The following is a 12968-nucleotide window of genomic DNA, read 5'->3' on the forward strand; positions in this document are numbered from 1 at the left end:
CGCGCCCCGAACCGGAGGCGCTAACGCGCCGCAATCCGCCGACGGAAATGCTCGGTGCCGGACACGATCTTGTCGAGCACCGCGTCGAGTGCCCAGAACCGCTCGCGCACGTCGTAGTCGATCGCACGGCAGCGAATCGATCCGAACGTGCCGATCCGTTGATGGTAGATCTTCGCGAGCGCCGGGTAGCCAAGCGCTTCCGACACCGCCGAGAGCACCAGGAACGTCGACAACTCGTCGGCAAGCGCCGGATCCGAGTCGCCCTGCGTGCGCAGCCACCGATACAGATCGGGATGGAAGTTGGTGAACACGCCGTTGAAACCGGCGGAGCCCGCCTTCATCGCATCCCATGCGATCGCGGCGTTCGCATTCAGGATCTTCATCGGCGAGCCCGCGGCCAGCGCAACGCGCCGCTTCACCGTCTCCAGGTCGCAGCTCACGTCCTTCAACATCACGAAGCGGCCCGTGTCGATGCACGCGCGCAGTTCGTCATCGGACAGCAATCGCCGATAGGGCGCCGGACATTCATACAAGCCAAGCGGCAGATCCGTCGGCAATCGGGCGAGCAACTTGTGAAGATGATCGAGAAACGCGGCGCTGCCCTTGCGCTGTGGATCGAGGCGGTTGGTCACGAGCACGACGCCCTGCGCACCCGATTCCGCCGCGGCACACAGCTCGGCGACCTGCGCGTCCAGATCTTCGCTGACGTGCCCTGACGCGACGACAGGCACACGCCCGGCCACCCGCTCGACCACGAAACGCGCAAGTTCCGCACGTTCTGCGAGACTCAGGAATTGCATCTCGCTCGATTGCGCGACCGCGAACAGCGCATCCGAGCCGTGCGCCAGATACCATTCGATGAGTCGTTCGAGGCCCGCGTAGTCGATTGCGCCGGCATCGTCGAACGGCGTCAGCATCACCGGCACGATCCCTTCGATGGTCGTGCTCGCCTGCTGATGTGATTGCATCTGTTTCTCCTTCCTTCAGTGAATACAGGGGGTAGCCGGCGGCCTCAGGCCGGCAGCGCTCCGCGCGCGGCACTCGCGGACTGCTCGGGAATCGGCTTGCGCACCAGCAGCAGGTAAGCCATCGCGCCGGCGAAGGCGATTGCCGCCGCGGTCAGCAGCGCCGGCACGAACGACCACTTCTGCGCGATGACACCCGTCAGGATCGGCGCGAGCGCACCGCCGATGAAGCCGCCGAAATTCTGGATCGCGCCGAGCGATGCGACACGGCTCGGCGGTGCGGCCGCCGTCGCGAGCGCCCACGAACATGCCGATGCCGCATTGGCGAGAAAGATCACGACCGAAATGCATGCGAGCGCGACCGTATTGCTCTGCACGAGCGCAGCCGGAATCGTGAACGCGACCATGCCGAGCATCGCGACGACCACCGCATTGCGCCGGCTCACGACCGGCGAGCGGCTGCGGCGCGTCACCAGATCCGACAGCCAGCCGGCAACGAGCGAACCGACGAACCCGCACAGGAACGGCACGGATGCCGCAAACCCGGTGCGAATGAGGCTCATGTGACGCTCCATCGTCAGATATCCCGGCAGCCAGGTCAGGTAGACCCAGTTCAGATACACCGAACCGAAGAAGCCAATCAGCATGCCCCAGGTCGTGCCGTGCGAAAACAGGCTGCGCCAGTCGGCGAAGGTCAGCTTGGGGGCCGTGACGGTCGTCTGCGCATCGGCATCGAGATACCCTCGTTCCGCCGCGGTCAATTGCGCACGCGCCGGATCGCGATACGACGCAAACCAGACGACGGCGACCACGAGACCGAGTGCCCCCGTGATGAAGAACGCCCAGCGCCAGTCGAACGACGCGACGAGCACCGACAGCAGCAACGGCGCGAGCGCGGTACCGAGCGGCGATGCCGCGTTGAAGATCCCGGTCGGCGTACCGCGTGCGCGCAACGGAAACCAGTTGCTCACCACCCGCGCCGCCGACGGGAACTGCGGCGCCTCGCCGATGCCGAGCACGATGCGCGCGACGATGAACCAGCCGAAGGTGGACACGAGGCCGCCCGCCATCTGCGCGAACGACCAGACGATCAGCCCGATGCCGAGCAGCCGGCGCGGCCCGATGCGATCGACAAGCCCGCCGACCGGAAACTGGCACAGCGCATAGCTCCACGAGAACGCCGACAGCAGCAACCCCATCTGCGAGAGCGACAGCCCGAGATCGTTCCGGATTGCCGAACTCGCGACGGCCAGCGTGCCGCGATCGAGATAGTTGACGATTCCGCTCGCCATGAGCAGCGCGAGCGCGATACGTTGTCCGCGCCGGATACGTGGCGGCGCAGTCGGAACAGCCTGGTCTTCGTTCATTTCGAATGTCTCCATGTCATAGGCGGGTGTCTGCCCGCGCCTTCCGTCGTCGCGGAATCTATACCGCCATGCTCTCCACTTCCTCGCGTGTCGGAATCGACGTCTGCGCGCCGTGGCGCGTGACGCTGATCGCGGCAGCACGCTGGCCGAACGCGATCGCGTCGTCCATCGGCGCACCGCTCGCCCGGGCGGCCGCGAATCCGCCGACGAAGGTGTCGCCGGCCGCCGTCGTATCGACGGCGACCACCGCCATGGCCCGATGGCGGCCGTTCCCCGCGCTGCCGCGCCAGCAGACGCCGCGCGCGCCCAGCGTGACCAGCACGTTGCCGACGCCTTTCGCGCGCAGCGCCTCGGCGGCGCGCACCGCCGAGACGTCGTCGCCGACGGCGATGCCGGTCAGCGATTCCGCTTCCGTTTCGTTGACGACGAGGTAGTCGATCCGCGCCAGCAATGCGTCGAACAGCGGCCGTGCAGGCGCCGGATTGAGCAGCACTGGCGTGCGATGCGCGATCGCACTGCCGATCGCGCGCGCGACGGTCTCTATCGGCACCTCGAGCTGGCACACCATCAGCGCCGCACCGGCGATCGCGTCGCGCGCTTCGTCGATCAATTCGGCATCGAGGCGCGCGTTCGCACCGGGCACGACCACAATGCTGTTCGCCCCGTGCGCATCGACCGTGATCGTCGCGACGCCGGTTGCCTCGCCGTCGATCCGGTGCAGGTGCGTCACGTCGATGCGTTCGGCCACCAGCGCGTCGTGCAGGCGCGCCCCGAACGCGTCGTCGCCGACGCAGCCGATCATCGCGACCGATGCACCCAGACGGGCCGCCGCCACCGCCTGGTTCGCCCCCTTGCCACCGTGAACGGTCTGGAACGTCGTGCCGAGCAGCGTTTCGCCCGGCACGGGCAGCCGTGGCGCATGCGTGACGAGGTCGACGTTGATGCTGCCGACGACCGCGATTCGAGGGGATTTTGCGTGGCTCTTCATTCTATGTAACCGCTTACATTTACGACAAACAAAATAGCCGGAGCGGCCATCGTCGACGAAAATTTCACAATGCGGGTGCAGCCTGTGTCTGACATAATACGGAATAGCATCAAGATAGCGCTTACATTCGCACAGGCGTCACCGGGAATGCAAGCGGGACCACGATGAATCGAGGGTAAACGATGGCGTTTTTGACCACGCGCGGCGCCTGCGAGGCAGCCGCGCCCGAGGATGACCGATGAGTATGCCCTCATCCAGCGGCGGCACGACTCGCGCACGCCGCGGCAGCGGCCGATCGGTGCTTGGGGATGTCGCGAAACTCGCCGGCGTGTCGACCGCGACCGTTTCGCGTGTGTACAACGACCCCGGCAAGGTCTCGGCCGACGTGCAGCAGCGCGTGCGCGACGCGGCACGCGCGCTGAACTGGATTCCCAACGCGGCCGGCCGAGCACTCGCCTCCACGCGCACTCACATCACGGGTGCGATCATCCCGACGCTCGACGACCAGGTGTTCGCGTCGCAGGTAGCGGGCATGCAGGCGGTCATGGCCGAGCACGGCATCACGCTGTTCCTGGGCTGCTCGAATTACGACCCGGCACAGGCGCTCGCGCAGGTGCGCGCGATGCTGTCGCGCGGCGTCGAAGCCGTGTCGCTGGTCGGCGAAGCCTATCCGCCGGAAGTATTCGAACTGCTCGACCTGCATCGGGTGCCGTATGTCGTCACCTATGCTTACCGCGACGACAGTCCGCACTGCTGCATCGGCTTCGACAACCGTGCGGCATTCGCACGACTGACCACGCACCTGCTCGACCTCGGGCATCGCGATTTCGCGATCATCATGCAGCCTTCGGCGGACAACGACCGTGTGCAGGCCCGCCTGCGCGGCATCCACGACACGCTCGCCGCGCGCGGGCTCGCGGTCCGGCCGATCCACCAGCATGAGGGCCCCGCCACGATCGCGTTCGGGCGCGCGAGCCTGCGCGCGATCGCCGACAGCGGGGCGACGCGCCCGACGGCCGTGATCTGCGGCAACGACGCACTCGCGCTCGGCGCCCTGCTGGAAGCGCAGGCGATCGGCCTCGATGTGCCGTCGCAATTGTCGATCACCGGCTTCGACGATGTCGCGCTGGCTCGCGAGATCCGGCCCGCGCTGACGACGATGTGGGTCGACACCGACGCAATCGGCCGCAAGGCCGCCCGCGCGTTGCTCGACGCACTCGAGCACGGCGAAACCGGGCCCGGTTACGCGATACTGCCGGAACTGCGGGTGCGCGAATCGGCCGCGCCGCCGAATTCGGCGGCTCAATGAAAACGGGGCGCCTCAGGCGCCCCGTTTCGCATCGAATCGATCGAGCCGGCGCTTGCCGGCCCCGCTGCCTCAGGTCGCGCTGCCCGCGATCTTCGGCGTCGGCGTCTCGACGTCGCCGCACTGCGCGCGATGGCGCAGGGCATGGTCGATCAGCACCAGCGCGAGCATCGACTCGGCGATCGGCGTCGCGCGAATGCCGACGCACGGGTCGTGACGACCGAAGGTTTCGACCGTCGCCTCTTCGCCGGACTTCGTGATCGAACGGCGCGGCGTGCGGATGCTCGACGTCGGCTTGATCGCGATCGACACGGTGATGTCCTGCCCCGTCGAGATCCCGCCGAGCACGCCGCCCGCATGGTTGCCGACGAAGCCGGCCGGCGTCAGTTCGTCGCCGTGCACCGAGCCGCGCTGCGCGACGCTGTCGAAGCCCGCGCCGATCTCGACGCCCTTCACCGCATTGATGCTCATCATCGCCTTCGCGATGTCCGCGTCGAGCCGGTCGAATACCGGCTCGCCCCAGCCGACCGGCACGCCGGACGCAACGACGTCGATGCGCGCGCCGATCGAATCGCCGTCCTTGCGCAGCGCGTCCATGTAGGCTTCCAGCTCCGGAACGACCGCCGCGTTCGGCGAAAAGAACGGGTTCTCGCGAACGTGCGACCAGTCGACGAACGGCACGTCGATCTCGCCGAGACCGCTCATGTACCCGCGCACCTCGACGCCGAAACGCTCGCGCAGCCATTTCTTCGCGACCGCGCCCGCGCCGACGATCGGCGCGGTCAGGCGCGCGGATGAGCGACCGCCGCCGCGGTAGTCGCGGATGCCGTATTTCTGCCAGTAGGTGTAGTCGGCATGACCGGGTCGGAACGTCTCGACGATGTTGCCGTAGTCCTTGCTGCGCTGGTCGGTGTTGCGGATCAGCAGCGCGATCGGCGTGCCGGTCGTCACGCCTTCGAACACGCCGGACAGGATCTCGACCTCGTCGGCCTCCTGGCGCTGCGTCACGTGCCGCGACGTGCCGGGCTTGCGGCGATCGAGTTCGATCTGGATGTCGGCTTCGGTCAGCCCCATTCCCGGCGGGCAGCCGTCGATCACGCAGCCGATCGCGGGACCGTGCGATTCGCCGAAGGTCGTGACAGTGAAAAGCGTGCCGAGGGTATTGCCGGACATGATGGAACCGCCCAAAGAGAATTGGACAAACCGATGCGCTGCCGGGACCGCTGGCAGGCCGATCGTTTGCCGGTCGAGAAAAAGAAGTAAACCGCTATTATGCCAGCCGTCCCGTGCCCGCGGGCCGTGTGAACCGTTCAGACCACACGGGCCGGCCGCGCGGGCGGCCCGGCGCGAGCCGCCGGGCCCGCCCCTGCTCACTTTCGCGCGCCGCGCAACTCGGTCACCGCGGCTTGCAACGCCTCGGGCGTCGCGACCGAGGCCGGGATCGGCTCGCCGACCGCGAGCGTCAGCCGGCTCATCACGCCGCGCTTGATGGGTCGCGGCATGCGCGCATCGGTATGACGAGAGAAATAGCTGCCCCACAGCCCGCGCAACGCCATCGGAATCACGGGCGCCGGCGTACGGCTCAGGATTTCAGTGATGCCGTGGTGGAACGTGTTGATGTCCCCCGTCTTGGTCAGCTTGCCTTCCGGGAAGATGCACACGAGTTCTCCATCCTTCAGCGCGGCCTCGCACGCGTCGTACGCACGTGCGAGCATGTCGGGATCCTCGTGGCGCGGCGCGATCGGAATCGCCTTTGCATGCCGGAACACCCAGCTCGCGAAGCGCGTCTTGAAGATCCGGTGATCCATCACGAACCGGATCGGCCGCGGGCTCGCGGCCGCCAGCACGAGCGCATCGACGTAGCTCACGTGGTTGCATACGAGCACGGCCGCGCCGTCTTCCGGGATCCGCTCCGCATGCACGAGGCGAATCCGGTAGAACGTATGCACCAGCACCCACGCGACGAAGCGCAGCAGGAACTCCGGAACGAGCAGGTAGATGTACGTCGCGACCACGACGTTCAACAGCGCGGTGACGAGGAACAGGCCCGGGATGTCGACGCCGGCCTTGGTCAGCCCCATCGCCATCAGGGCCGACAGGATCATGAACAGCGCATTCAGGATGTTGTTCGCGGCGATGATCCGCGCACGATGGGTCGGCGCGCTGCGACTCTGGATCAGCGCATACAGCGGCACGCTGTAGAAGCCGCCGAACATCGCCAGCAGGAACAGGTCGGCCAGGATGCGCCAGTGGCGCGCGCCGGCCAGGAATTCCCCGACCGACAGCAGATGCCCGGGCGACGGCAGCGCGCGGCTCGCGAAATACAGCTCGATCGCGAACACGCTGATGCCGATCGAGCCGAGCGGCACGAGGCCGATCTCGACGCGCCGCTGCGACAGCCGCTCGCACAGCAGCGAGCCGAGGCCGATCCCGACCGAGAACGTCGCGAGCAGGACCGTGACAACATCGGGGCTCGCGGACAGCACGTCCTTCGCGAAATTGAAGAACGACGTGAGGAACGTCGCGCCGACGAACCACAGCCACGAGATGCCGAGCAGGCTCAGGAACACGGTGCGATTCTGTCGCGCGAGCCCGAGGTTGCGCCACGTCTCGCTGAACGGGTTCCAGTTGATCACGAGATCGGGCTGCGGCGCCGGCGTCGGCGGCACGCGCTGCGCGACGAGCCGTCCCGCGAGCGCGATGACGACGACGCTGACGGCCAGCACACGTTCACCGTTGCCTTCGATGCCCGCGGCCGCACCGCCGATGATCGTGCCGATCAGGATCGCGATGAACGTGCCCATCTCGACGAGGCCGTTGCCGCCGACCAGTTCGTGGTCGCCGAGATGCTGCGGCAGGTACGAATACTTGACGGGGCCGAACAGCGTCGAGTGCATCCCCATCATGAACGTGCACAGATACAGCAGCGTCGCGCTGTGCGTGACGAAGCCGGCCGCGCCGACCAGCATCAGCACGATCTCGAAGGTCTTCACGAAGCGCGTGAGCGTCGCCTTGTCGTATTTGTCGGCGATCTGACCGGAGGTGGCCGAGAACAGCACGAACGGCAGAATGAAGATCGCGGAAATCAGGAACGCCGCCGTCTTCGCGTCGACGCCGGAGAAACGCGCGGTGTGATAGGTGACGAGCGATGTGAATCCGATCTTGAACACGTTGTCGTTCAGCGCCCCGAGGAACTGGGTCGTGAAGAACGGTGCGAAACGGCGCTGGCGCAACAGGTCGAACTGCGACGCGTGGGCGCGCCGTTCGCCGCGCGACGCGGAAGAGACTTGCGTGTGATCGCTCATGCGGAATACGCGCGCATCGTCTGGGCGAAGCTGCGCGGGCCTTGTGTTGTTGTCGAAAAAACGGCGGCGCAGGCTGAACCTGCGCCGCCGTGCGCCGAGTGGCAGCGCCCGCGCGTCATGGCACCGGGCGCGACGTGTTTCACGGCTTCTGCGCTTCGGCTTCCGATTCCGGCCAGTCGCGGATGTACGCCTTCAGCATCCGGTTCTCGAAGCTTTGCGCCTCGACGACCGTCTTCGCAACGTCGTAGAACGAGATGACGCCCATCAGCACCTTCTTGTCGAGCACCGGCATGTAGCGCGCGTGACGCTCGAGCATCATCCGGCGCACTTCGTTGACGTCGGTTTCCGGCGTGCACGTGAGCGGCTCGTCCATCACCTTGCGCACCTGCACGTCGCCGATCGCGCCGCCGTTCACGTGGAGGCGCAGGATGATCTCGCGGAACGTCAGCATCCCGACGAGATCGCCGTACTCCATCACGACGAGCGAACCGATATCGTGTTCGGCCATCGTATCGACCGCTTCGCGCAGCGGCTTATCGGGCGTCACCGTAAACAGCGTGTTGCCCTTCACTTTCAGAATATCGCTGACGCGCATCGTAGTCCCCTCATGCTTGAATGCAAATCCGCTTTCGATCCTATCGGAAAGCCTGTCAAAAGGAAAGCGCGGGCCCGCGCGGCGCGGCCGCCCCGCTTGCGGACGCGAGCCGCCCGCCGCACAATGACTCCATCGACAGCGGCCCGAGGAGACGGCCATGGCGCATACTCATACGGATCAATTCGCCAGCTTCGCTGACTTCTACCCGTATTACCTGAACGAACATCAGAACCTCACGTCGCGGCGGCTGCACTTCATCGGCTCGCTCGGCGTGATCGGCTGCGTCGCGATGGCGATCGCGACGGGCCACTGGCCGTGGCTGCCGGCTGCGGTCGTGTGCGGCTACGGATTCGCGTGGGTCGGACACTTCTTCTTCGAGAAGAACCGCCCCGCCACGTTCCGGCACCCGATCTACAGCCTGATGGGCGACTGGGTGATGTTCAAGGACATCTGCACCGGGAAGATCCCGCTGTAACGCCCGCCCGGTGGCGCGTCACGCCGTTTTCGGCGGCCGCGCGTGCGGGTCGGGCGCCCCGCCGGGCACGGGCCCCGGCACTGTCTCCGCCGGCGGCACGCCGGCGAGCCGATGCTCGGCGATCAGCGACGCAAGCGATACGTCGAATCGGTCGTTCGACAGCACTTCGAGCAATGCCGCCCCTTCGACGTGGCTGCGGCGGCGCTGGAGCTGGTAGGTCAGCTCCGTGCGGTCGATCACGAGCACGTCGAACAGCTGAGCCAGCGTCAGGTGCTCCGGATTCGCCAGCAGGATGTAGCTCGGCGCGAGTTCGCCGCTTTCCAGCCGCGCGATCCATTCCCGCTCCTCCATCGTCAGCAGCAGCCGCTGCGCGGTTTCCATGTCGCAGCGCAACATGGTCGCGAGCCGCATCGCCGTATAGCCCGCCTTGCCGACCGCGCGCGCCTCGGCCAGCCTCGCCAGCAGTTCGAGCGCGTCGAGCAGGTCGCTGCCCGGATAGTGGATGCGATGGAACTGGCCGACGCGAATCGCCGGCAGCGCGGACGCCACCATCGCGCCGAGCAGCGCGATGAACCAGCTCAGGTACACCCATAACAGGAACACCGGCAGCGCCGCGAACGCGCCGTATACGGCCGTATAAGTCGGAATGCGCCGCACGTAATAGCCGAAGCCGCGCTTCGCGAGCTCGAACGCGATGGCCGCGAACAGCCCGCCGATCACCGCGTCGCGCCATGCGACCGTGCAGTTCGGCAAATACACGTACAGCAACGTGAACGCGAGCACGGTCAGCGGCAGCGACACGAATGCGAGCAGCCATTCGACGATCGACGTCGACGGCGCGGCGCCGGTGAACGCCAGCGACTGCGTAAACAGGTACGACGAGATCGACAGGCTCACGCCGAACAGCAAGGGCCCGAGCGTGATCAGCGCCCAGTACGCGAGCACGCGCTGCGCGAACGGCCGCGGCTTGCGCACCCGCCAGATCAGGTTGAACGCGGACTCGATCGTCATCATCGTCATCACCGACGTGACGACGAGCGCGATCAGGCCGGCCGTCGTCAGCCCCTTGGCCTTCGACGCGAACTGGTTCAGGTACTTGAAGATCTGGACGTTGAACTGCGCGGGCATCAGGTGATCCGCGAGGAACCCCTGCAGCGAGATCTGGAACGATGCGAACATCGGGAACGCGGTAAACAGCGCGAACGCGACCGTCACGAGCGGCACGAGTGCCAGCATCGTCGTGAACGTGAGGCTGCCCGCCACTTGCGGGATGCGATCCTCGGCGCTGCGCCGGGCCGCGAACTGCGCGAGGCGCTTGAGGGTGTCGAGATCGACGCTCAACTTCGGCAAACGGCTTCTCCTTCTCGATGGCGCGCGCGATGGCGCGCCGCCGCCGCGCTGCGCGACGACTTCAGCCCCTATAATAGCCGCTCGATCCAGCAGGGGCCGACTGCACCGGGCATGCGCGCGGCCGCACGCGGCTCCGTCGCCCATGAAAGACATTCTCGTCCTCTATTACAGCCGTCACGGCGCCACGCGCGATCTCGCGCTCGCGATCGCGAACGGCATCGACAGCGTGCCCGGCATGCAGGCCCGCATCCGCACGGTGCCGCCCGTCTCGACGGTCTGCGAAGCCACCGCCCCCGACATCCCCGACGACGGCCCGCCCTACGCGGAACTCCGCGACCTCGAGGAATGCGCGGGCCTCGCGCTCGGCTCGCCGACCCGCTTCGGCAACATGGCCGCCTCGCTCAAGTATTTCCTCGACGGCACGACCCCGCAATGGCTGTCGGGCGCGCTGACCGGCAAGCCGGCCTGCGTGTTCACGTCGACCGGCAGCCTGCACGGCGGCCAGGAATCGACGCTGCTGTCGATGATGCTGCCGCTGCTGCATCACGGGATGATGATCGTCGGGATCCCGTACACGGAATCCGCGCTCAGCACGACGCGCACCGGCGGCACGCCTTACGGCGCATCGCACGTGTCGCAGCACGATCGCAGCGCGGCCGACGGGCTGTCGGCCGACGAAAAGGCACTCGCGGCCGCGCTCGGCGTGCGGCTCGCCCGCGCGGCGGCCGCCCTGTCCGCCGCCCAGGCCACCGAAGCCGCATGAACGCGCCCGCCCGCCCCGCCGTCACCGCCCGGCCGCGCTACGCGCTGGCCGCGGCCACGTGCCTCGTCGCGCTGATCGCGTTGTCGCTCGCGTGGGAACTGTGGCTCGCGCCGCTGCGCCCGGGCGGCTCGGCGCTGATGCTCAAGGCCGTGCCGCTCGCGCTCGCGCTGCCCGGCGTGTGGCGGCGTAACATCTATACGATGCAGTGGGCGAGCATGCTGATCCTCGTCTATTTCGCCGAAGGCATCGTGCGCGGCATGTCCGACCGCGGGTTGTCCGCGACGCTCGGCTGGTGCGAGACCGCGCTCGCCGTCGGCTTCTTCGTGGCAGCGCTCGTGTACGTCGCGCCGTTCAAGCGCGCGGCGAAGCGGCAGCGCGCCGCGTCCTGACCCTTACGCGACCGAACGTGATGATTTCTTCCGAAGCCTTCGTATCCGCCTGCCGCGACGCGATCGGCGCCACCTACGTGCTGACCGATCCGCACGACACCGAGCCGTTCCTGACCGACTGGCGCCGCCGCTACAAAGGCAGCGCGTGCGCGGTGCTCAAACCTGCCGATACGGCCGAAGTCGCCGCGCTCGTCCGGCTCGCGAACACGCATGGCGTCGCGCTCGTGCCGCAGGGCGGCAACACGGGCCTCGCCGGCGGTGCGACGCCTGACGCGAGCGGCGGCCAGGCCGTGCTGAGCCTCGCGCGCCTGAACCGCGTGCGCGCGCTCGATCCGCACAACAACACGATCACGGTCGAAGCCGGCGCGATCCTCGCCGACGTGCAGGCACGCGCCCGCGAAGGCGGCCGACTGTTCGCGCTGAGCCTCGCCGCCGAAGGCAGCTGCACGATCGGCGGCAACCTGTCGACCAACGCCGGCGGCACCGCGGTGCTGCGCTACGGCAACGCGCGCGAGCTGTGCCTCGGGCTCGAAGTCGTGACGGCGCAGGGCGAGATCTGGGACGGCCTGCGCGGCCTGCGCAAGGACAACACGGGCTACGACCTGCGCGACCTGTTCATCGGCGCGGAGGGCACGCTCGGCATCATCACGGCCGCCGTGATGAAGCTGCATCCGCTGCCGGCCGCGCAGGTCACCGCGCTGGCCGCGCTCGAGTCGCCGCACGCGGCGCTCGACTTCCTCGCGCTCGCGCAGCGCGCGGCCGGCCCGCTGCTGACCGGCTTCGAACTGATGTCCGATTTCTGCATGCAGCTCGTCGGCAAGCACTATCCGCAACTACGCTATCCGTTCGACCGCACGCATGCGCAGACGGTGCTGCTCGAACTGTCGGACAACGAGAGCGAAACGCATGCGCGCGCACTGTTCGAGAAACTGATGGAAGAGGCGTTCGAGGCCGGGCTCGTGGTCGACGCGGTGGTCGCGGAAAATCTCGCGCAGTCGCGTGCGTTCTGGGACCTGCGCGAACACATCCCGCTCGCGCAGGCCGACGAGGGACTGAACATCAAGCACGACATCGCGGTGCCGATCTCGTCGATCGCGCGCTTCATCGACGAAACCGACGCAGCAATCCAGCAAGCCGCGCCGGGCGCGCGGATGGTCACGTTCGGCCACCTCGGCGACGGCAACCTGCACTACAACGTGCAGACGCCCGAAGGCGGCGACCCGAAGGCGTTCCTCGCGGAATTCCAGAAACCGATCAATCGCATCGTCTACGACAACGTGCACCGCCACCACGGCACGATCAGCGCGGAGCACGGGATCGGCCAGTTGAAGATCGACGACGCCCAGCGCTACAAGTCGCCGGTCGAAACGGCGCTCATGCGCACGCTGAAGACCGCGCTCGACCCGCGCGGGCTGATGAATCCCGGCAAGGTCCTGCGCTGAAGCCCCCCACCCCGGAGCGATGT

General features: G+C 67.4%; 12 protein-coding genes. 5 read left to right on the forward strand and 7 right to left on the reverse strand.

Annotated features, from left to right (window positions below):
* Positions 1-20: 20 nt before the first annotated feature.
* Genes WS87_RS10695 through rbsK form a run of 3 tightly spaced genes read right to left on the reverse strand, consistent with a single transcriptional unit; the run spans position 21 to position 3320 of the window.
* Entirely contained in the window at positions 21-968 is a 948-nt protein-coding gene (locus WS87_RS10695; protein WP_059524174.1) for a dihydrodipicolinate synthase family protein, read from the reverse strand.
* Positions 969-1012: 44 nt separating this feature from the next.
* Positions 1013-2332 carry an MFS transporter gene (locus WS87_RS10700; protein WP_059818034.1) on the reverse strand — a complete coding sequence of 440 codons (1320 nt, stop codon included), beginning with the start codon at positions 2330-2332 and terminating at the stop codon, positions 1013-1015.
* A 58-nt stretch (positions 2333-2390) separates the two neighbouring features.
* On the reverse strand, positions 2391-3320 hold the full coding sequence (gene rbsK / locus WS87_RS10705) for a ribokinase (RefSeq protein WP_059818031.1): 930 nt from the start codon (positions 3318-3320) through the stop codon (positions 2391-2393).
* Positions 3321-3558: 238 nt separating this feature from the next.
* Here rbsK and WS87_RS10710 point away from each other — a divergent pair, with 238 nt between their 5' ends.
* Positions 3559-4629: a LacI family DNA-binding transcriptional regulator gene (locus WS87_RS10710; RefSeq protein ID WP_059818029.1), complete on the forward strand. Its 1071-nt coding sequence runs from the start codon at positions 3559-3561 to the stop codon at positions 4627-4629.
* 69 nt (positions 4630-4698) lie between these two features.
* On the opposite strand, the gene aroC is transcribed toward WS87_RS10710, so the two are convergent.
* The 3 genes from aroC to WS87_RS10725 all read right to left on the reverse strand — a co-directional run bounded on the left by aroC (position 4699) and on the right by WS87_RS10725 (position 8526).
* Complete coding sequence (gene aroC / locus WS87_RS10715) at positions 4699-5799, reverse strand: chorismate synthase (protein WP_059524168.1); 1101 nt, start codon at positions 5797-5799, stop codon at positions 4699-4701.
* 197 nt (positions 5800-5996) lie between these two features.
* Positions 5997-7931 carry an MFS transporter gene (locus WS87_RS10720; protein ID WP_059524166.1) on the reverse strand — a complete coding sequence of 645 codons (1935 nt, stop codon included), beginning with the start codon at positions 7929-7931 and terminating at the stop codon, positions 5997-5999.
* Between the two features lie 139 nt (positions 7932-8070).
* Positions 8071-8526: a CBS domain-containing protein gene (locus WS87_RS10725; RefSeq protein ID WP_044846066.1), complete on the reverse strand. Its 456-nt coding sequence runs from the start codon at positions 8524-8526 to the stop codon at positions 8071-8073.
* A 157-nt stretch (positions 8527-8683) separates the two neighbouring features.
* Here WS87_RS10725 and WS87_RS10730 point away from each other — a divergent pair, with 157 nt between their 5' ends.
* Complete coding sequence (locus tag WS87_RS10730; protein WP_059524162.1) at positions 8684-9001, forward strand: Mpo1-like protein; 318 nt, start codon at positions 8684-8686, stop codon at positions 8999-9001.
* Between the two features lie 18 nt (positions 9002-9019).
* Here WS87_RS10730 and WS87_RS10735 read toward each other — a convergent pair whose 3' ends face one another.
* A complete protein-coding gene (locus tag WS87_RS10735) occupies positions 9020-10351 on the reverse strand; it encodes a YihY family inner membrane protein (RefSeq protein ID WP_059818028.1) in 1332 nt (443 codons plus the stop codon).
* A gap of 142 nt (positions 10352-10493) precedes the next feature.
* Here WS87_RS10735 and wrbA point away from each other — a divergent pair, with 142 nt between their 5' ends.
* Genes wrbA through WS87_RS10750 form a run of 3 tightly spaced genes read left to right on the forward strand, consistent with a single transcriptional unit; the run spans position 10494 to position 12945 of the window.
* The gene (wrbA, locus tag WS87_RS10740; protein WP_059818026.1) at positions 10494-11114 is read left to right on the forward strand and encodes an NAD(P)H:quinone oxidoreductase; all 621 of its coding nucleotides are present in this window, start codon (positions 10494-10496) and stop codon (positions 11112-11114) included.
* Positions 11111-11503 (forward strand): DUF2069 domain-containing protein, encoded by a 393-nt coding sequence (locus WS87_RS10745; RefSeq protein ID WP_059818024.1) that lies wholly within the window; start codon positions 11111-11113, stop codon positions 11501-11503. The genes wrbA and WS87_RS10745 overlap by 4 nt, the downstream gene beginning before the upstream one ends.
* Before the next feature lie 20 nt (positions 11504-11523).
* Entirely contained in the window at positions 11524-12945 is a 1422-nt protein-coding gene (locus tag WS87_RS10750) for an FAD-binding oxidoreductase (RefSeq protein WP_059818022.1), read from the forward strand.
* The last annotated feature ends 23 nt before the right edge of the window (positions 12946-12968 follow it).

This window comes from Burkholderia sp. MSMB0856 (assembly GCF_001524645.2).
Lineage (GTDB): Bacteria > Pseudomonadota > Gammaproteobacteria > Burkholderiales > Burkholderiaceae > Burkholderia > Burkholderia diffusa.